The 18,561-nt window shown below is 71.1% G+C and carries 17 protein-coding genes and 1 pseudogene; 10 read left to right on the top strand and 8 right to left on the bottom strand.

All coding sequences use genetic code 11. From position 1 onward, the window contains the following. The first annotated feature begins 2 nt into the window (after positions 1–2). The 3 genes from ACQ86M_RS03040 to rlmC are packed head-to-tail and all read left to right on the top strand — an operon-like array spanning position 3 to position 4,430. On the top strand, positions 3–1,010 hold the full coding sequence (locus ACQ86M_RS03040) for an ABC transporter permease (protein WP_431247007.1): 1,008 nt from the start codon (positions 3–5) through the stop codon (positions 1,008–1,010). After that, positions 1,007–3,292 (top strand): glycoside hydrolase family 3 N-terminal domain-containing protein, encoded by a 2,286-nt coding sequence (locus tag ACQ86M_RS03035; protein WP_431247006.1) that lies wholly within the window; start codon positions 1,007–1,009, stop codon positions 3,290–3,292. The genes ACQ86M_RS03040 and ACQ86M_RS03035 overlap by 4 nt, the downstream gene beginning before the upstream one ends. Positions 3,293–3,305: 13 nt before the next feature. Then, positions 3,306–4,430, top strand: a complete 1,125-nt coding sequence (rlmC, locus tag ACQ86M_RS03030) for a 23S rRNA (uracil(747)-C(5))-methyltransferase RlmC (RefSeq protein ID WP_431247005.1) — start codon at positions 3,306–3,308, stop codon at positions 4,428–4,430. A gap of 10 nt (positions 4,431–4,440) precedes the next feature. Here the strand turns inward: rlmC and ACQ86M_RS03025 are convergent, their stop codons facing one another. From ACQ86M_RS03025 to ACQ86M_RS02995, 7 genes and pseudogenes are all read right to left on the bottom strand, one after another. After that, positions 4,441–5,253: an ABC transporter permease gene (locus ACQ86M_RS03025; protein WP_431247004.1), complete on the bottom strand. Its 813-nt coding sequence runs from the start codon at positions 5,251–5,253 to the stop codon at positions 4,441–4,443. After that, a pseudogene (locus ACQ86M_RS03020) lies at positions 5,250–6,202 on the bottom strand (ABC transporter ATP-binding protein). The gene ACQ86M_RS03025 and the pseudogene ACQ86M_RS03020 overlap by 4 nt, the downstream one beginning before the upstream one ends. Positions 6,203–6,267: 65 nt before the next feature. Continuing rightward, entirely contained in the window at positions 6,268–6,777 is a 510-nt protein-coding gene (gene msrA / locus ACQ86M_RS03015) for a peptide-methionine (S)-S-oxide reductase MsrA (protein WP_431247003.1), read from the bottom strand. A gap of 61 nt (positions 6,778–6,838) precedes the next feature. Further along, a complete protein-coding gene (gene msrB / locus ACQ86M_RS03010; RefSeq protein ID WP_431220657.1) occupies positions 6,839–7,285 on the bottom strand; it encodes a peptide-methionine (R)-S-oxide reductase MsrB in 447 nt (148 codons plus the stop codon). Between the two features lie 36 nt (positions 7,286–7,321). Beyond that, entirely contained in the window at positions 7,322–8,194 is an 873-nt protein-coding gene (locus tag ACQ86M_RS03005; protein ID WP_431247002.1) for a type IV toxin-antitoxin system AbiEi family antitoxin domain-containing protein, read from the bottom strand. 181 nt (positions 8,195–8,375) lie between these two features. After that, the gene (locus tag ACQ86M_RS03000) at positions 8,376–8,804 is read right to left on the bottom strand and encodes a hypothetical protein (protein ID WP_431247001.1); all 429 of its coding nucleotides are present in this window, start codon (positions 8,802–8,804) and stop codon (positions 8,376–8,378) included. Continuing rightward, a complete protein-coding gene (locus tag ACQ86M_RS02995; protein WP_431247000.1) occupies positions 8,801–10,039 on the bottom strand; it encodes a mechanosensitive ion channel family protein in 1,239 nt (412 codons plus the stop codon). The genes ACQ86M_RS03000 and ACQ86M_RS02995 overlap by 4 nt, the downstream gene beginning before the upstream one ends. 145 nt (positions 10,040–10,184) lie before the next feature. Between ACQ86M_RS02995 and ACQ86M_RS02990 the strand changes: the two genes are divergently transcribed. Then, positions 10,185–11,180, top strand: a complete 996-nt coding sequence (locus ACQ86M_RS02990; RefSeq protein WP_431220653.1) for an SDR family oxidoreductase — start codon at positions 10,185–10,187, stop codon at positions 11,178–11,180. 25 nt (positions 11,181–11,205) lie between these two features. Here ACQ86M_RS02990 and ACQ86M_RS02985 read toward each other — a convergent pair whose 3' ends face one another. After that, entirely contained in the window at positions 11,206–11,610 is a 405-nt protein-coding gene (locus ACQ86M_RS02985) for a COG4315 family predicted lipoprotein (protein WP_431220652.1), read from the bottom strand. Between the two features lie 306 nt (positions 11,611–11,916). Here ACQ86M_RS02985 and ACQ86M_RS02980 point away from each other — a divergent pair, with 306 nt between their 5' ends. From ACQ86M_RS02980 to ACQ86M_RS02955, 6 genes are read left to right on the top strand one after another with little or no spacing between them, the layout of a single operon-like run. Next, the gene (locus tag ACQ86M_RS02980; protein ID WP_431246999.1) at positions 11,917–13,062 is read left to right on the top strand and encodes an ROK family transcriptional regulator; all 1,146 of its coding nucleotides are present in this window, start codon (positions 11,917–11,919) and stop codon (positions 13,060–13,062) included. 57 nt (positions 13,063–13,119) lie between these two features. Next, the gene (locus ACQ86M_RS02975; protein ID WP_431246998.1) at positions 13,120–14,451 is read left to right on the top strand and encodes an ABC transporter substrate-binding protein; all 1,332 of its coding nucleotides are present in this window, start codon (positions 13,120–13,122) and stop codon (positions 14,449–14,451) included. Then, on the top strand, positions 14,448–15,377 hold the full coding sequence (locus tag ACQ86M_RS02970; protein ID WP_431246997.1) for a carbohydrate ABC transporter permease: 930 nt from the start codon (positions 14,448–14,450) through the stop codon (positions 15,375–15,377). The genes ACQ86M_RS02975 and ACQ86M_RS02970 overlap by 4 nt, the downstream gene beginning before the upstream one ends. After that, positions 15,374–16,282 (top strand): carbohydrate ABC transporter permease, encoded by a 909-nt coding sequence (locus ACQ86M_RS02965; protein ID WP_431246996.1) that lies wholly within the window; start codon positions 15,374–15,376, stop codon positions 16,280–16,282. Before ACQ86M_RS02970 ends, ACQ86M_RS02965 begins: the two co-directional genes overlap by 4 nt. 3 nt (positions 16,283–16,285) lie before the next feature. Then, positions 16,286–17,557, top strand: coding sequence for a 6-phospho-beta-glucosidase (locus tag ACQ86M_RS02960; protein WP_431246995.1), 1,272 nt, complete (start codon positions 16,286–16,288; stop codon positions 17,555–17,557). Further along, on the top strand, positions 17,554–18,543 hold the full coding sequence (locus tag ACQ86M_RS02955; protein WP_431246994.1) for an N-acetylglucosamine kinase: 990 nt from the start codon (positions 17,554–17,556) through the stop codon (positions 18,541–18,543). Before ACQ86M_RS02960 ends, ACQ86M_RS02955 begins: the two co-directional genes overlap by 4 nt. Positions 18,544–18,561: the final 18 nt, after the last annotated feature.

The raw sequence follows: 18,561 nt of genomic DNA, 5'->3' as shown, positions 1-18,561 counted from the left end.
CCGTGACGACCCCCTCCACGTTCCACCTGAAGGCCGTCGCGCCGGAGCGGACGCCCGTCCGCGCGACGTTCTGGTCGCAGCTCCGCGCTTCGCTGGCCATGTTCAGCAACCCGAAGTCGGCGGCCGGGCTCATCATCCTCGCCGTGTTCGTGCTCGTCGCGATCCTCGCGCCGCTCATCGCGCCGTACGACCCGAACGCGCAGCACCTCGACGAGACGCTGCAGCCGCCGTCGCTGAAGCACCTGCTCGGGACGACCCACATCGGCCAGGACGTGTTCAGCCAGCTCGTCTACGGCACACGCGGCGTCCTCGTCGTCGGCTTCCTGGCGACGATCATGGCGACCGTCGTGGCGATCGTCGTCGGCGTGACCGCGGGCTACCTCCGCGGCTGGAAGAGCGAGTCGCTCTCCGCGCTGTCGAACGTGTTCCTCGTGATCCCGGGGCTGCCGCTGATGATCATCGTGGCCTCGCAGTTCGACGACCCGCCGCTGCCTCTGATCGCCGCCGTGCTGGGGCTGACGGGATGGGCGTGGGGCGCTCGTGTGCTGCGCGCGCAGACCATGTCGCTGCGGAACCGCGACTTCATCCAGGCCGCCCGCGCCAACGGCGAGCCGCTGCACCGCATCATCCTGGTGGAGATGCTGCCGAACCTCCTCGCCATCATCGCGTCGAGCTTCGTCGGCACGATGACGGCCGCGGTGCTGGGCCTGACCACGCTCGCGTTCATCGGGGTGATCCCGGTGTCGAACCTCAACTGGGGCACCATCCTGTTCTGGGCGCAGCAGAACAACGCGTTCCCGGACTACTGGTGGTGGTACGTCCCCGCCGGCCTCTGCATCGCGCTGCTCGGCGTCGCCCTGGCGCTGATCAACTTCGGGATCGACGAGTACGTCAATCCCCGCCTGCGCTCGGCCGGCGAGCGCGCCCGCGCCCTGAAGCGCTCGGGCATGAACCTCAACGCCGCCGTCACCCAGGTGCGCACCGACGCACCGGAAAGCCTCACTCCATGACCTCGACCCTCCCCTCCGCACGGGCGACGCCCGGCGCGGAGACCGTGCCCTACCAGGACCCGTCGCTCACCACGGACGAGCGCGTCCGCGACCTGCTCGGCCGCATGACCCTCGAGGAGAAGGTCGGGCAGATGCTGCAGCTGGACGCGCGCGACGACCTGCGCGATCACGTCCTGCGGCGCCACGCCGGCTCGATCCTGCACACGTCGCCCGAGCGCATCCTCGAGGCCGACCGGCTGACGGAGCGGACCCGGCTGCGCATCCCGCTGCTGGTCGCGGAGGACTGCATCCACGGGCACTCGTTCTGGCCGGGGGCGACCATCTACCCCACCCAGCTCGGGATGGCCGCGTCGTGGGACGCCGACCTGATCGAGCGGGTCGCGCGCGCGAGCGCCGAGGAGGTCGCCGCGACCGGCATCCACTGGACGTTCTCCCCCGTGCTCTGCATCGCCCGCGACCTGCGCTGGGGCCGGGTCGGCGAGACCTTCGGCGAGGACCCGTTCCTCATCGGTGAGCTGGCGAGCGCGATGGTCCGGGGATACCAGGGCGCCGGACTCGACGACCGGTCCGCCATCCTCGCGACGGCGAAGCACTTCGCCGGGTACTCCGAGACGCAGGGCGGCCGTGACGCGAGCGAGGCGGACCTCTCCCGCCGCAAGCTGCGCAGCTGGTTCCTGCCCCTGTTCGAGCGGGTCGCCCGCGAGGGCTGCCGCACGTTCATGCTCGGCTACCAGAGCACGGACGGCGTGCCGATCACCGTGAACGACTGGCTGCTCAGCGACGTGCTCCGCGGCGAGTGGGGGTACACCGGCACGCTCGTCACCGACTGGGACAACGTCGGGCGCATGGTCTGGGAGCAGAAGGTGCAGCCGGACTACGCGCACGCAGCGGCGGCCGCGGTGCGCGCGGGCAACGACATGGTGATGACCACGCCGCTGTTCTTCGAGGGGGCGCTGGAGGCGGTGGAGCGGGGCCTGCTCGCAGCGGACGCGTTCGATGCCGCCGTCGCCCGCATCCTGACCCTGAAGTTCGATCTGGGATTGTTCGAGGACCCGCGCCTCCCCGCCGCTTCGCTCGATGAGGTCGTCGGCAGCGCCGCGCACGCGGAGCTCAACCTGGAGATCGCCCGGCGGTCGCTCGTGCTGCTCGAGAACGACGGGACGCTGCCGCTGCCGTCCGGGTCCGCGTCTGAGGCTCGGCTCCGCGTCGCTCTCGTCGGGCCGCTCGCCGACGATGCGCAGACGCAGCTCGGCGACTGGGCCGGCGGATCGGGTCAGGCCGGCTGGCTCGACGGCCAGCCGCGCGAGATGATCACCACGGTGCTCGACGGTCTGCGCGCGATCGACGGCTTGTCGGTCGCGTACGCCCGCGGGGCCGACATCCTGACGCTGGAGGACGACCCGCGGGGCTCGACCTTCCCGGACGGCCAGCCGCGGCCTCCGGTGGTCGTCCCGTGTGCGCCCGATCAGCGGCTGATCGACGAGGCCGTGGCCGCCGCCTCGGAGTCGGACGTGGTGGTGGCGGTGGTCGGCGACCGCATCGAGCTCGTGGGCGAGGGCCGTTCGACCGCGACGCTGGAGCTGATCGGCGGGCAGAACGCGCTGCTCGACGCCGTGATCGCGACCGGGAAGCCCGTCGTCGTCGTGCTGCTCGCATCCAAACCCCTCGTGCTTCCGGCGTCGGTGGCGCGGGCCGCGGCCGTGGTGTGGGCGGCGAACCCCGGGATGCGCGGCGGCCAGGCGATCGCCGAGCTGCTCGCGGGCCGGATCGAACCCTCTGGGCGCCTGCCGATCTCGTTCGCCCGGCACGTGGGCCAGCAGCCGACGTACTACAACCAGCTCCGCGGGCAGCACGGCGACCGCTACGCCGATCTCACGCAGCAGCCGGCGTGGGTGTTCGGGGACGGCCTGTCGTACACGACGGTGTCCTACGAGGACCTGGTGCTGGCCCGGACGCGGCTCAGCATCGAGGATGAGGTCCTCGCCGAGGTCACCGTGCGCAACACGGGCGCGCGGCCGGTGCGCGAGACGGTCCAGGTCTATGTGCGGGACGCGGTGACCAGCGTGAGCTGGACGGACCGGGAGCTCAAGGCGTACCGGCAGGTCGACCTGGCGCCCGGCGCGTCCGCGCGGGTGCGCCTGCGGTTGCCCGTCGCGGAGTGCACGATCGTCGACTCCGACGGCCGGCGGGTGGTCGAGCCGGGCGCGTTCGAGCTGCTGGTCGGCCCGTCCTCGCGCGAGGCGGCGCTGCTCTCAGCAGGATTCGAGGTGGTCGCGCCGTAGAATCGGGCGCGGGATGGACTGTTCGTATTTCGATGCCGGCGTGTGCCGGTCGTGCACGCTGATGGGTGTGCCGTACGCGGAGCAGCTCGAGGGCAAGGACCGTCTCGCCCGTGAGCTGCTCGCGCCGTTCGGCGACGCCGAGTGGCTGCCGCCGGTCGCGAGCGCCGAGTCGGGGTACCGCAACAAGGCGAAGATGGTGATCGGCGGAAGCGTCGACGCGCCGACGGTCGGCATCCTGGACGAGGCCGGTCGCGGCGTGGACCTGCGCGAGTGCGGCATCTGCGCCCCGGGCATCCGGGCGGCGCTGCCCGTGCTCGCGCGGTTCGTCAGCCGCCAGCGGCTGGTGCCGTACGACGTCCCTTCGCGGCGGGGCGAGCTCAAGTTCGTGCTGGTGACCGAGTCGCCGGACGGCGAGCTGATGGTGCGGTTCGTCGCCCGCACGCAGGACACGGTGACGCGGGTGCGCGCCGGGCTGCCGTGGCTGCTGGCCGAGCTGCCGGTCGCGCGGGTGGTGACCGTCAACCTCCAGCCCGAGCACAAGGCGGTGGTCGAAGGCGACACGGATGTGGTGCTCACGGCCGACTCGGCGCTGCCGATGCGGCTCGGCGCGGTGTCGCTGCGCCTGCGCCCGCAGAGCTTCTTCCAGACCAACACGGCCGTCGCGACCGCGCTGTACGACCAGGTCGCCTCCTGGGTCGACGACGTCTCCCCCGCCTCGGTGTGGGACCTCTACTGCGGCGTGGGCGGCTTCGCGCTGCACGTGGCGGCGCCCGGCCGGCGGGTGGTGGGCGTCGAGACCAGCACGGAGGCCGTCCGCAGCGCCCGGGCCAGCGCGTCCGCCGCCGGCCTGCCGCAGGTGGCGCTCCGCGCGGGCGACGCGACGGCCTTCGCGCTCAGGGCCGCGACGGCGCCGGAGCTCGTCATCGTCAACCCGCCGCGGCGCGGCGTCGGCGCCGAGCTGTCGGAGTGGATGGAGGAATCCGGGATGAGGCACGTCGTGTACTCCAGCTGCAACCCCAAGAGTCTCGCGCTCGACCTGGCGCGGATGCCGTCGTACCGCATCCGCACCGGTCGGGTGCTCGACATGTTCCCGCAGACGGGACACATGGAGGTCGCCGTGCTGCTGGAGCGCCGCTGAGGTTCCCGGCCTAGCTGTTCCGGCGCACCCACCGGAAGGTGAGGCGGCACCCGATCAGGCCGACGACCAGCCACACGGACAGCACCACCGCGATCCACCCCAGCTGCCAGCCGCCGCTCGGCTCCGCCGACGCGAACGAGGGCGGAAGGAAGACGCTGCGCATCCCCTGGGCGATCCACTTCAGCGGGAAGACGCTGGCGACGTTCTGCAGCCACGAGGGCAGGACGTCGAACGGGATGTAGACACCGGAGATGAACTGCAGGATCAGCACGATCGGGATGATGACGGCCGTCGCGCTGCGGCCGGTGCGCGGGACGGACGAGAGGGCGATGCCCAGGACCGCCGAGGTGACGATGCCGAGGAGGTAGATCCAGACGAAGCGCAGCCAGAGGGCCGGGTCGGTCGGCAGGTCGACGCCGAAGGCGAACCGCGCGACCACCAGGAGCAGGCCGATCTGCAGGACGCTCGTGGCGAGGACCTGCCCCATCTTGCCGGTGAAGTAGGAGAACACGGGCAAGGGCGTCCCGCCCAGCCGTTTCAGGGTGCCGTCGCTCCTCTCGCCCGCGATGTCGACGGCCAGGTTCTGAACCCCGGACAGCAGGATGCCCGCCGCGATCATGCCGGGGAGGTAGTACGCCGCACGGCTGATCCCGCCGGACCCGTCCGGCGCGGCGCCCACATTGCCCAGGCCCTGGAACGCGACCGAGAAGATGCCCAGCATGACCACCGGGAACAGGAACGTGAAGAAGATCGTGTCCGCCTGGCGGAAGTAGACCATGGTCTCGTAGCGCGCCCGCTCGAGCCCCAGCGCGGCCGCGGTCATGACGTCACGCCCGTCTTCGCCTCGCCGGGCTTCGCTTCGCCGCTCTTCGCCTCGCCGTTCTTCGCCTCGGCCTCGCGGACCAGGTCGAGGTAGATGTCCTCCAGGCTCGGCCGGATCACCTCGAGCTCGCTCGGTTCGCCCCCGGCCCCCGCCGAGAGCCGGGCGACCAGTGCCGCCGGCCGGCTGCTGCGCTCCGACCGGAGGCTTCCGTCCGGTTCCCGCCACCGCACGATCGGGATACGGGCCGCCTCGCCGCCGAGCTCGCCGATGGCTCCCATCGCCACCAGCTGTCCGGCCGCGATGACGGCCGCACGGTCGCTCAGCTGCGCCGCCTCATCGAGGTAGTGGGTGGTGAGGAGGATCGTGGTGCCCTCGCGCTTCAGCCCCCGGATCAGGTCCCAGAACTGGTGGCGCGCCTCCGGGTCGAAGCCCGTGGTGGGCTCGTCGAGGAACAGCAGTTCCGGGCGGCCGATCACGCCGAGCGCGACGTCGAGCCGTCGGCGCTGACCGCCGGACAGGTTGCGGACGCGCGTCTTGGCCTTCTCGGTGAGCCCGACGGCCGCGATGACCTCGTCGACGTCGCGCGGCGACGGGTAGAAGCGGCCGAAGTGCGTGAGCTGCTCGCGGACGGACACGTTCGCCGCCTCGGCGCTCGTCTGCAGCACCATCCCGAGCCGCGCCTTCCAGGCCGTCCCGCCGCGCGCGGGGTCGATCCCGAGCACGGAGACCTCCCCGCGGTGCGGTCGCGGTACCCCTCGAGGATCTCGATCGTGGTGCTCTTGCCCGCGCCGTTCGGCCCCAGAAGCGCGAACGTCTCGCCGCGCGCGATGTCGAAGTCGATGCCGCGAAGAGCCCGGAAGGAGCCGTACTCCTTCGTGAGCCCGCGCACCGCCACGGCGGAATCTGTGATCACCGCGCCAGTATCGCAGCCGGGCCGGGCGTGCGACATCCGCGGGCCGGGATCCGGTCCCGCGTGCAGGACGCCTCCCGGCGCCCTGCACGCGGGACCAGCGGTCAGCTGGCGGCCGACTCGCGCTTCGGCAGCTTCCAGCCCGGGCGCACGAAGTGGCAGGTGTACCCCCACGGGATGCGCTCGAGGTAGTCCTGGTGCTCCGGCTCGGCCTCCCAGAACGGCCCGGCGGCCGTCACCTCGGTGACCACCTTGCCCGGCCAGAGACCGGAGGCGTCCACGTCGGCGATGGTGTCCTCGGCGATCCGGCGCTGCTCGTCGTCCTCGTAGAAGATCGCGGAACGGTAGCTGGTGCCGACGTCGTTGCCCTGTCGGTTCTTGGTCGACGGGTCGTGGATCTGGAAGAAGAACTCGAGCAGGTCGCGGTAGCTGGTGCGCTCCGGGTCGTACTCGATCTCGATCGCCTCGGCGTGCGAGCCGTGGTTGCGGTAGGTGGCGTTGGGGACGTCTCCGCCCGTATAGCCCACGCGCGTGTTCGTCACGCCCGGGAGCTTGCGGATGAGGTCCTGCATGCCCCAGAAACAGCCTCCCGCGAGGATCGCCTTCTGCGTCATTGTCGTCTCCTTGTTGTCGTTGCTCGGATGTTCGTCGGTGGATGTCGTTGCGGCGGTGCCGCTACTTCTGGAAGAGGTGGGCGTACTGGCCGTATCCCGCCTCATCGAGCTCGCTCAACGGCACGAACCGCATCGCCGCCGAATTGATGCAGTAGCGCAGACCGCCGGCCTCGGCGGGCCCGTCGTCGAACAGGTGCCCGAGGTGGCTGTCGCCGTGGGCGGAGCGGACCTCGGTACGCACCATGCCGTACGTGCGGTCCGTCTTCTCGACGATGTTGGCGGGCTCGACCGGAACGGTGAAGCTCGGCCACCCCGAATTGCTGTCGTACTTGTTCACGGACGCGAAGAGCGGCTCCCCCGACACGATGTCGACGTAGAGGCCCTCGTCGTGATTGTCCCAGTACCGGTTGCGGAACGCCGGCTCCGTCGCGGCCTCCTGCGTCACCGCATACTGCTGCGGCGTCAGCCGGGAGACGGCCTCGGAGCTCTTGCGGTAGTCCTGTGTCACGTTTCCTCCTCGTGCGGCGCGCTGGCTGCGACGCCGTCAGTAGATGGAACACGCGACCCCTCCCGGTTGGTCCCGCCGTTCCTGTGAGTTCGCCGAGTGCGCAAGGACCCGGTGGATGCGGCCCAGCACGACCGGCCACTCGTCCCGCACCTGGGCGGCCGAGACGCGCAGCCGCGCCCATCCCGCCGCGGCGAGCATCGCATCCCGGGCCCGATCGCGCTCGAACGCCTGCCGATCGCCGTGGAACGCGAACCCATCGATCTCGAGGAACAGCACCCCGTCGACCCGCATATCGACGCGACCGACGCCGGGGACGTGGACCTGCTGCTCCACGAGATGGCCCGCCGCCTGGAGGCGCTGCCGCACGATCGACTCCACGCCGGAGTCGGACCCCGGTCGGGCGAGGGCGGCCCGCGCGCGGACGTTCCTGGGAAGGCTCTGGAGTTCTCGAGCGAGCGCCGGCGGACTCGTCAGTCCCACGGTGATGGCCGTGTCGAACACCGCCACCGCCGTCTCCTGATCTGCGCAGCGCGCGACGGATCGCAGGCAGTCCGCGACGGTGACGCGCCAGACGGACTCGCTCCGCCGTGCGCCGAACCAGTGGCAGACGTGACCGTCGCGCGGGCCTGCGCGGGCGTTCGGAGCGAACTGCAGGTGCAGGCGCCGGTCGTCTCCGGACCACAGGCCATAGCTGCGAGCGGCCGACACGCAGCAGAGCCTCCCGCGGGCCGTGACCGCCGCGATCGCGGCGGCGGAGGCGGAGGGGGTCGCATAGACGCCCTTCCTGAGCCGCCGCACCGCGCCTGTTCGCACCGCGGCCGTCAGCTGCCCGGACGATGCTCCGGCCGCGCGCAGCTGATGGGCGGAGGCGATGCCGCCGAGGCGGTCGAAAAGGGCGAAGTCGATCATGGGTCAAGGGTCGTCCAGCGCACGGATGCACGGGCGACGAATCCCAAATCTGTGGACAACCGCGCCTTCGGCGCGAATGTGCAATGAAGGAGATCGGGTGTCGAATCTCCTTCGATTGGCAGTGCTGCGGGAGATTCGGCCGGAATACAGCCGAATCTCCCGCCGCAAAGCCCGAGGCGAACTACGGGCGCGCCTCGTGCCCGGGCTGGCCGTGGGTGCGCCGCTCCTCCTTGAGCTCCGCCTCGAAGAGGTGGCGGCGGCCCCCGGCGAGCCGGTCGCGCGCCTCCCGCTCGAGCTCGCGGAACAGCGCGTAGTAGCCGTCGTCGAAGTCCTCGACGATCTGGAAGGTCCACCGCCCGGCGATGACGTTCCGGCCGAGCAATTCGCGCTGGATGCGGTCGGCCAGCTCGCCGTGCCCGGCGTCCCGCAGCTTCTGCACCGCGTCCCCGAGCGTGAAGTCCGCCTTGCCGGTCAGCCGGTGGAAGCCGTACAGCAGCCCGCGGGCGTGCTCCACCACCTCCAGCGCTTCGGACAGGGTGCCGAGCGCATCCACGGTGGCGTCGTCGAGCCCCTCGGGCCGGGTGTGGGCGTCGTCGGGTCCGTCGGTCATCGGTTCTCCTTCGGTGCGGCGGGTGTGGTCGGGATGTCGTCCTGGTCGATCGGGACCGGCTCGCCCCCGGGGTCGCGGACGACCGGGATGGCGTCGGTGAACTGCTGCGCGCGCTGCTCCCCCGCGGGCGAACCGCTGAACAGCCGTCCCTCGTCCTCGGTGCGGGCGCGCGCCGGGCGCTCCTGCGGCCGCGGCTCCTCCGCGATCACGATGCGCTGGCGCGGGAGGGACGCGGGCGAGTACCGCTGCATCCAGTCGATCAGGCGCTCGCGCACCAGGCAGCGCAGGTCGAACAGCGTCGGCGCATCCTTCGCCGTCACCAGCACGCGCACCCGCACCCAGCCGCCGACGGCGTCCGTCACCTGCAGCACGCCGGTGCGGTGGTCCCAGAGGTCGGTGGTCGCGAGGATGCGGTTGAGCTCGGCGCGCATCCCTCCGGTCGAGACGCGCCAGTCGAGGTCGAACTCGACCGAGCCGAGCAGTTCGCTGTGCTGCCGGGTCCAGTTCTCGAACGGCTTGGTGGTGAAGAAGGTGGAGGGCAGCACCAGCCGGCGGTCGTCCCAGACGTGCAGGACGACATAGGTGAGCGTGATCTCCTCGATCGTGCCCCACTGCTCCTCGACCACCACGACGTCGTCGATGCGGATGGCATCGGAGAAGGCGAGCTGGATGCCGGCGAACAGGTTGGCGAGGCTGGACTGCGCGGCGACACCCGCGATGATGCCGACGATCCCGGCGGAGGCGAGAAGGCTCGCGCCGGCCGCCTGCAGCGCAGGGAAGGTGAGCAGGATGGCGCCCAGCCCGATGACCACGGCCGCCACGACGGTGAGCCTGCGCAGGATGAGCACCTGCGTGCGCATCCGCCTCGCGTACCGGTTGTCGGGCACGTCGAGCCGATAGCGCGCGAGCCCCAGGTCTTCGACGAACACGACCAGCGCCGCAGCGAACCACGTGCCCGTGGCGATGGCGAGGATGAGGAAGGTGTGCCGGATGCCGCTGCGCCAGTCCGCCGTCACCTCCGGCGGCAGGGTGATGGCCACCGCGATCCACAGCACGATGACCAGCAGGAACAGCCGGAACGGGACGCGGGTGCGCCGGATGAGCAGCGCGGGCCACTGCCGCCGGCGCCCGATGGCGCGGAGGATCAGGGCGAGGACCGCGGTGACGACGATCGCGACGACGACGGCCAGGAGACAGGCGACGGCCAGGCCGGGCCAGCTGCGCAGGGGGAACACGTGGGGGCGGACTCCTCTGGTCGGATTCGCCACGCACTGTACGCGCGTCCGCCGGGACCGGCGCGGGCTCGCGAGCATCCCGGCTCAGGGCTAGCCTGTGCATTCGGGCGGATGTACCGGACGGATCACGCGTGAAGGAGCGGGGATGGCAGCGACACGGACACTCTTCATCGGCGGGACGGGCGTCATCAGCTCGGCGTGCGTGGCGGAGGCGCTGGAGCAGGGCCACGAGGTCACGGTGGTGAACCGGGGCAACAGCGGGACCCGACCGCTGCCGGAGGGTGTGGAGGTGCTGCACGCGGACGTCCGCGACCCGGAGAGCGTGCACCGGGTGCTCGGCGAGCGCAGCTTCGATGTGGCAGCGGAGTTCCTGTCGTTCACCCCGGAGCACATCCGCACCGACTTCGACCTGTTCGAGGGCCGCGTCGGCCAGTTCGTCTTCATCAGCTCGGCGTCGGCCTACCAGAAGCCGCCGGCGCGCACCCCGGTGACCGAGTCCACCGCGCTGCGGAACCCGTTCTGGAAGTACTCGCGCGACAAGATCGCCTGCGAGGACCTGCTGGTCGAGGCGTACCGCGACCGCGGCTTCCCGGTCACGATCGTGCGCCCCTCGCACACCTACGACCGCACGATGATCCCGACGACGGGCGCGTGGACGGATCTCGCCCGGATGCGCCGCGGCGCGCCGGTCGTCGTGCACGGCGACGGCACCAGCCGGTGGACGATCACGCACAACACCGACTTCGCGGTCGCCTTCGTGGGGCTGCTGGGCCGGCCGGAGGCGGTGGGCGACACGTTCCACATCACCGGCGACGAAGCCCCGACCTGGGACCGCATCTACTGCGACCTGGCGGAGGCGCTCGGCGTCGAGGCCGAGCTCGTGCACGTCGCGAGCGAATCCATCGCCGCGGTGCTGCCGGAGGCCGGCCCCGGGCTGCTGGGCGACAAGGCGCACTCGATGCTGTTCGACAACAGCAAGGTGAAGGCGCTGGTCCCCGGGTTCAGCGCCCGCGTGCCGTTCGCCCGCGGCGCCGGCGAGATCGTGGAGTGGTATCTCGCCGACGCCGAGCGCCAGCGGGTGGACCCGGACACGGATGCGGCCTTCGACCGCCTGGTGGAGCACGCCCGCGCGTTCGCCTGAGCGCCCGCGCCCGCGCGGGCGCCGGTCACTTCGAGTAGCCGGAGGACCCCGACGTGGACGAGGCCGACGTGATCTTCGCGCCGTCCGGTCCGACGACCCACCAGATCTTGGCGAAGCCCTGACCGGTGACGTCGCCCGCCGACGAGTCGCCCGCGTAGGTGTACAGCGGCCAGCCGTTCAGGGTGACCTGCTTTTTGCCGTTGACGCCGGTGATGGTGCCGACCGTGCCGGTCACGCCGTCGACGGTGGGATGGTCGCTGGTGGTGTCGATCGCCGGCCACTGCGACGCGCACGCGCCGGAGCACACGCTCTTGCCGGAGCCGGCGGTGTCCTTGTCGAAGACGTAGGCGGTCCGCCCCGTGCCGTCGACGACGACCTTCCCGAGGGTGGTCGATCCGGTCTTCAGGACGGCGCCGCCTGCGGCGGACACGGACGACGGGGTCTGGGGCGACGAGGGCGACGAGGGCGACGAGCCGCCGTACAGGCCTCCCCGGACGAGCCCGAGCCCCCGGAGGAGCAGGCGGCGAGCGCGAGCACGACGGCGGCCGCGGCTGCGGCGAGCGCGGCGACGCGGGTGGATGCGGTGGTGTGTCTCATGGTGGTTTCCCTTCCACCTGGTGCACGCATTAGGGGGTCCGTCGGTTCAACGAATCGAGAAGACGAAACAGGAGCTTTACTATAAAGAAACTTTCCTGATACATTCTCCCGAGACGATCGTTCCAACGAAGGGATGAGGATGGCCGGACCCGTCCGCGGCACCCCCGGGTGGCTGCGCCAGACCAACGACCGCACCGCGCTCTCGCTGCTGCTCGAGCACGGCGTCCTCACCCGCACGCGCATCGGCGAGCTCTCCGGGCTCTCGAAGCCGACCGCCGCCCAGATGGTGTCGCGGCTGGAGACGGCGGGTCTCATCCACGTCGTCGGCGAGGTCTCCGGCGGCCGCGGACCGAATGCGGCGAGCTATGCCGTGCGCACCGACCGGATGCTGGGCGTCGCGATCGACATCGACGCCGAGGCGATCCGCTCCACCGTCGTCGACGCCTCCGGGGCCGAGCGCCCGATCGCGGTCACCCCGCTCGCGGCCCGCTCCCCCGAGGAGGACGTGCGCCTCGCCATCGACGCCGCCTGCGACGCCGGCGGCGCCGACCCCGAACGCGTCGGAGCCGTCTGCATCGGCGTCCAGGGCGCGCTCGACCCGCGCACCGACGAGCTCACCTACATCGAGACGCTTCCCGAGTGGCCCAAGCAGAACATCCGCCGGCGCCTGGGCGACGCCCTCGGCATCGCGGTGCACATCGACAACGACGTGAACCTCGCGGCCCTCGCGGAGCGCACGGACGGCGCCGGGCGCGACACCGGCGGCTTCGCGCTGCTCTGGATGGGCGACGGCCTGGGCCTGTCCGTCGACCAGGGCGGCAGCGTGCATCGGGGAGCATCCGGAGGCGCCGGCGAGATCGGCTACCTGCCCATCCCCCGCTCCGCCGCCGAGCTGGATGCCGACGCACGCGACCTCCAGGACCTCATCGGCGGGCCCGCCGTCGCCCGGCTCGCCGAAGCCCACGGGCTGACCCCGGAACTCGCCGGCGCCGAGGAGGCCCGCGAGGCGTTCCTGGCCGACCTCGCCCGCCGGGTGGCCGTGGGTGTCGTCCCCGTGCTCGCCCTCCTCGACCCCGAACTCGTCGTGCTCGGCGGCGCCACCGGCCAGGCCGGAGGACCGCGTCTCGCCGAGCTGGTCACCGCAGAACTCCGCCCCGCCTGGGGCGACCGCAGCGTCGTCGCGACCGGCGTCGCCGCCCACCCCGTGCTCCGCGGAGCCCGGGAGCACCTCATCGCCGACGTGCGCGACGCGCTCTTCGCCGAAGTGTCGCGGATCGCACCGTAGCGTCCCGCGTCCTGCCCTGCACCATCCACCCGCACCACCAACAGTGAGGGAGTCCCCGTGAAACACCGTCATCTCATCGCCGCGGCCGCGGTCACCGCCGCCGCAGCGCTCGCCCTCTCCGGATGCTCCGGAGGCTCGGGCGGCACCGGCTTCGACGACAGCGCGCCGAAGGACCTCAGCGGCACCGTGTCGTTCTGGCACTTCTTCTCGGACCGCGAGGCCAAGGTCATCCAGTCGGTCGTCGACGACTTCGAGAAGAAGTACCCGAAGATCACCGTCGACGTGCACTCCGGCCAGGACGACGAGAAGCTGCAGAAGGCCATCGCCACCGGCAGCAAGGTGGATGTCGGCCTCTCGTATTCGACGGACATCGTCGGCAACTTCTGCTCCAACGGCGCCTTCCGCAGCCTGAACACGGTGATCGAGCGCGACCACGTCGACATGAGCCAGTTCTCGGACACCGTGAAGTCGTACACCGAGTACAAGGGCACCCGCTGCGCGATGCCCATGCTCGCCGACGTGTACGGCCTCTACTACAACAAGGACCTGCTGCAGGCGGCCGGGTACACCGCTCCCCCGAAGACGCTGGGCGAGCTGGAGTCGATGGCCGAGAAGCTGACGACGCTCAACCCCGACGGCTCCATCAAGACCCTCGGCTTCAACCCGACCATGGGCTGGTACGAGAACTCGGCCGCCCACTACGGCCCGGCCGCCGACGCGACCTGGCTGAAGTCCGACGGCACCAGCGCCATCGGGTCGAGCGACGGCTGGAAGCAGCTGATGACCTGGCAGAAGGGCTTCGTCGACAAGATCGGCTGGGACAAGCTCAACGCCTTCACCTCCGGTCTCGGCCAGGAGTTCTCGGCCGACAACGCCTTCCAGACCGGCCAGGTGGCGATGAACCTCGACGGCGAGTACCGCACCGCGTTCATCGACGACCAGGCGAAGGGCCTGAACTACGGCACCGCTCCGTTCCCGATCGCCGACGACCACACCGACGCGTACGGCGGCGGCTACATCACCGGCAACATCATCGGCATCTCGAAAGGGTCGAAGCAGCCCGAGCTGGCCTGGGCGCTGATGAAGTACCTCACGACCGACACGGATGCCGTGGTGAAGCTCGCCAACGGGCTGAAGAACGTGCCGACGACGAAGGATGCGCTGAACTCACCGAAGCTGGAGGTCTCCGACCAGTTCAAGACGTTCCTCGACATCTCCTCGAACAAGAGCGTCCAGACCACGCCGGCCAGCCCGCTCGGCGCCGGGTACCAGCAGTCCTTCGAGGACTGGTGGAACAAGTACCAGAGCCAGGGCGGCGACCTCGACGCCGGGCTCAAGGCGGTCGACAAGCAGATCGACGACGCGCTCAGCCTGAGCACGGGGCCGTGACCGCACGGCGCCGCCGCAACCTGGTGACGCTGGCGCTGCTCGCGCCGGCGTTGCTGGGGCTGCTGATCTTCTTCGTCTACCCGCTCATCGCCTCCGTCTACTACTCGTTCACGCGGTTCGATCTCGTGTCGGCGCCGCAGTGGATCGGCCTGCGCAACTACGAGTACCTGTTCACGCAGGACCCGAACGTGTGGCTGGCGACGCTCAACACCCTGTGGTTCGTGGTGATCTGGGTGCCGGTGAAGACGGCGTTCGCACTGCTCGTCGCGGGCCTGCTCGCCCGCGCGCGCCGCGCATCCGGGTTCTGGAGGACGGTGTTCTACCTGCCGGCTCTGGTGCCGCCGGTGGCGAGCGTGGTCGCGTTCGTGTTCCTGTTCAACCCGGGCACCGGGCCGGTCAACCAGATCCTCGGCTGGTTCGGGATCAAGGGACCGCTGTGGTTCAACGACCCGGCGTGGTCGAAGCCGTCGCTGGTGCTGCTCGGCATCTGGGTGATGGGCGACATCATGATCATCTTCCTGGCCGCCCTGCTGGATGTGCCGCGCGAGCAGTACGAGGCGGCCTCACTCGACGGGGCGAGCGGCGCCCAGAAGGTCCGCTACGTGACCATGCCGTCGATCGCGCCCGTGCTGCTGTTCGCCGCGGTCACGGGGGTGATCGCGGCCATCCAGTACTTCACGGAGGCGGCGGTCGCCTCGTCGGTGGCGTCGGGCAAGGCGGTCGTCGGCCAGGGCATCTCGACCAACCTCGGCTACCCGGACGGCTCGCTGCTCACCTACACGCAGTGGCTCTACGTGCGCGGATTCGGCACGTACCAGCTGGGCTACGCGTCCGCCCTGGCGGTGCTGCTGTTCGTGGTGGCGGCCGTCATCCTGGTCCTGCTGCTCCGCCGCTTCAGAGCGTTCACCCCGGAAGGCGTGCAATGACATCCACCACCCTGACTCCCGGCACGGCGACGCCCGCACGTCCTCCGGTGACGCGTCGCATCCCGACCCCGCGTTCGACCCGCGCTCGGCGCATCCTGGGCTGGATCGCGGAGCACGCCGTGCTCGTCGTGCTCGCGGTGCTGTTCATCGCGCCGGTCGTCTTCGTGTTCCTCACCTCGCTGATGTCGAGCGAGCAGACCCTGACGGCGTCGCTGTGGCCGCAGCCGTTCCAGTGGGACAACTACGTGAAGGTGTTCACGACCGTCCCGCTGGCGCAGTGGTTCGCGAACTCGGCGCTGTACGCGGTGCTGGCCACGGCGTTCATGCTGGTGTCGAGCGTCCCGGCGGCCTACGCGCTGGCGAAGATCCGCTTCCGCGGCTCGGGCGTGCTGTTCACGGTGATCATCATCGCGATGCTGCTGCCGCCGCAGGTCACGGCCATCCCGATCTACGTGATGTGGTCGCAGCTGGGGCTGACCGGCACGCTGTGGCCGCTCATCCTGCCGAACCTGCTCGGGGACGCGTTCTCGATCTTCCTGCTGCGGCAGTTCTTCCTGACCATCCCGAGCGAGTACTCCGACGCCGCCCGCATCGACGGCAACGGCGAGTTCGGCGTGCTCTGGCGGGTCGTCATCCCGATGGCGAAGCCGGGCATCGCGGCGACCGCGATCTTCCTGTTCTTCGCCTCCTGGAACGACTACTACGGGCCGCTGCTGTACACGTCGGAGAACCCGGCGGCGTGGCCCGTCGCGTACGGCCTGGCCTCCTTCCGCGGCGTGCACGGCACCGACTGGGGGCTGACCATGGCGATGACGATGCTCGTCACCGTACCGGTCGTCCTGATCTTCTTCTTCGCCCAACGCGTCTTCGTGGAGGGCATCACACTCACCGGCGTGAAGGGATAGCGCGTGAAACTCACAGTCGTCGGAGGCGGCTCCACCTACACCCCCGAGCTCATCGACGGGTTCGCCCGGCTGCGCGACGTGCTGCCGATCGAGGAGCTCTGGCTGGTCGACCCCGACCCGGAGCGGCTGCGCCTGGTCGGCGGGATGAGCGAGCGGATGTTCCGCGCAGCCGGGCATCCCGGGCGGATCGTGCCCACGTCCGACCTGGTCGCCGGCGTGGCGGATGCCGACGTGGTGCTGCTGCAGCTGCGCATCGGGGGTCAGGCCGCCCGGCACAGCGACGAGACGTGGCCGCACGAGTGCGGCTGCATCGGGCAGGAGACCACCGGCCCCGGCGGGTTCGCCAAGGCGCTGCGCACGGTGCCGGTCGTGCTGCGCGTGGCCGAGGAGGTGCGCCGGCACGCCAAGCCGGACGCCTGGATCGTCGACTTCACGAACCCCGTCGGGATCGTCACGCGCGCGCTGCTGCAGGAGGGACACCGGGCGGTCGGGCTGTGCAACGTTGCGATCGGGTTCCAGCGGCGGTTCGCCGGGATGCTCGGCGTCGAGCCGGCGCAGGTGCGGCTCGGCCACGTCGGACTCAACCATCTGACCTGGGAGCGCGCAGCCTTCGTGACGGACGCGGACGGCACGCGGGATGCGCTGCCCGGGCTGCTGGAGTCGCGCCTCGACCAGCTGGCCGGCGAGGTGGAGCTGCCCGCGACGCTGCTGCGGCTGCTCGGCGAGGTGCCCAGCTACTACCTGCGCTACTACTACGCGCACGACGAGGTGCTGCGCGAGCAGCTCGCCTCCCCCACCCGGGCGGAGGCCGTGCAGCGGGTCGAGCGCGAACTGCTGGAGCTCTACGGCGACCCCGCCGTCGACATGAAGCCGGAGCAGCTGGCGCAGCGCGGCGGCGCGTTCTACTCCGAGGCGGCGGTCGACCTGATCGCGTCGCTCACGGGGAACCGCGGCGACGTGCAGGTGGTCAATCTCCGCAACGACGGCGCGCTGCCGTTCCTGCCCGACGACCACGTCATCGAGGTGCCGGCGACGGTGGATGCGAGCGGCGTCACGGCGCTGCCGATCGATCCCCTCCCCGCGGATCACGCGGGGCTGATCGCCCATGTCGCCGGGTACGAGCGGCTGGCGCTGGACGCGGCGATCCACGGCGGACGCGACCGCGTGCTGCGGGCGATGCTCGCGCATCCCCTCGTCGGCCAGTACGACCGCGCCGAGCGGCTGACGGACCTGCTGATCGCGCACAACCGCCAGCACCTGGAGTGGGCGCAGTGACCGCCGCTCCCCTGGTGATCGCGCTCGACGGCGGCGGCTCCAAGACGGACGCGGTCGCACTGGAGCTCGACGGCACCGTCGTCGCCGAGGCGCGAGGGACCACATCCAGCCCGCACGTCATCGGGATGCGCGAGTCGATCGCCCTCGTCTCCGCGCTCATCGAGCGGCTGCTGGAGCAGACCGGGCCGCGGCCGGTCGCCGCGACGAACCTGTATCTCTCCGGCCTCGACCTGCCGAGCGAGCTGGATGCGTTCCGCGCCGGGCTCGCCGGCACACCGTGGGCCGGCGCCACCCTCGACAACGACATCTTCGCGCTGCTGCGCGCCGGGACGGACGAACCGGACGCCGTGGCGGTGGTGTGCGGCACGGGCATCAACGGCGTCGGCGTGCGCGCCGACGGGCGGACCGTCCGCTACGCGTCGCTCGGCGCGATCTCGGGCGACTGGGGCGGCGGCTGGCACCTCGGCGAGCGCGCCCTGTGGTTCGCGGCGCGCGCCGTCGACGGGCGCGGCGCCCCCACGGCGCTCGCGGAGGCGGTGCCCGCGGCCTTCGGACTCGGGAGCGTGCAGGACGTGATCGAGGCGCTCCACTTCGGCCGGCTGCCGAACCGCGACCTGGCGCTCCTCGCACCGACGGTGTTCGGCGTCGCACGCGACGGCGACGCGATCGCCGCCGCGCTGGTCGAGGAGCAGGCCGAGGAGATCGCGACGCTGGCGGTGACGACACTGCGCCGGCTCGATCTGCTCGACCGGCCCGTACCGGTCGTGCTCGGCGGCGGGGTGATCGGCGGACGCGACGAGCGGCTGCTCGGCACGGTCGAGCGGCTGCTCCGCGAACGCGCGCCGGAGGCCCGGATGGAGCTGGTGACGGCCGCGCCCATCCTCGGCGCCGCGCTCCTTTCGCTGGAGTCGGCCGGGGCGGACGCGTCGTCGCTGGAGGCGGCCAGACGCATCCTCGCGGAGCGCCCGGCCGCGGTGGTTCAATAGCCCTACGGACCACGACCA

The sequence above is a fragment of the Leifsonia xyli subsp. cynodontis genome (assembly GCF_050632205.1).
Lineage (GTDB): Bacteria > Actinomycetota > Actinomycetes > Actinomycetales > Microbacteriaceae > Leifsonia > Leifsonia xyli_D.
This window is presented reverse-complemented; position numbering and strand designations above follow the sequence as displayed.

Coding starts and splice junctions, on each gene's coding strand:
- ACQ86M_RS03035 (WP_431247006.1), top strand. CDS start 1,007: ATGACCTCGACCCTCCCCTCCGCACGGGCGACGCCCGGCGCGGAGACC.
- rlmC (WP_431247005.1), top strand. CDS start 3,306: ATGGACTGTTCGTATTTCGATGCCGGCGTGTGCCGGTCGTGCACGCTG.
- ACQ86M_RS03025 (WP_431247004.1), bottom strand. CDS start 5,253: ATGACCGCGGCCGCGCTGGGGCTCGAGCGGGCGCGCTACGAGACCATG.
- msrA (WP_431247003.1), bottom strand. CDS start 6,777: ATGACGCAGAAGGCGATCCTCGCGGGAGGCTGTTTCTGGGGCATGCAG.
- ACQ86M_RS03005 (WP_431247002.1), bottom strand. CDS start 8,194: ATGATCGACTTCGCCCTTTTCGACCGCCTCGGCGGCATCGCCTCCGCC.
- ACQ86M_RS03000 (WP_431247001.1), bottom strand. CDS start 8,804: ATGACCGACGGACCCGACGACGCCCACACCCGGCCCGAGGGGCTCGAC.
- ACQ86M_RS02990 (WP_431220653.1), top strand. CDS start 10,185: ATGGCAGCGACACGGACACTCTTCATCGGCGGGACGGGCGTCATCAGC.
- ACQ86M_RS02980 (WP_431246999.1), top strand. CDS start 11,917: ATGGCCGGACCCGTCCGCGGCACCCCCGGGTGGCTGCGCCAGACCAAC.
- ACQ86M_RS02965 (WP_431246996.1), top strand. CDS start 15,374: ATGACATCCACCACCCTGACTCCCGGCACGGCGACGCCCGCACGTCCT.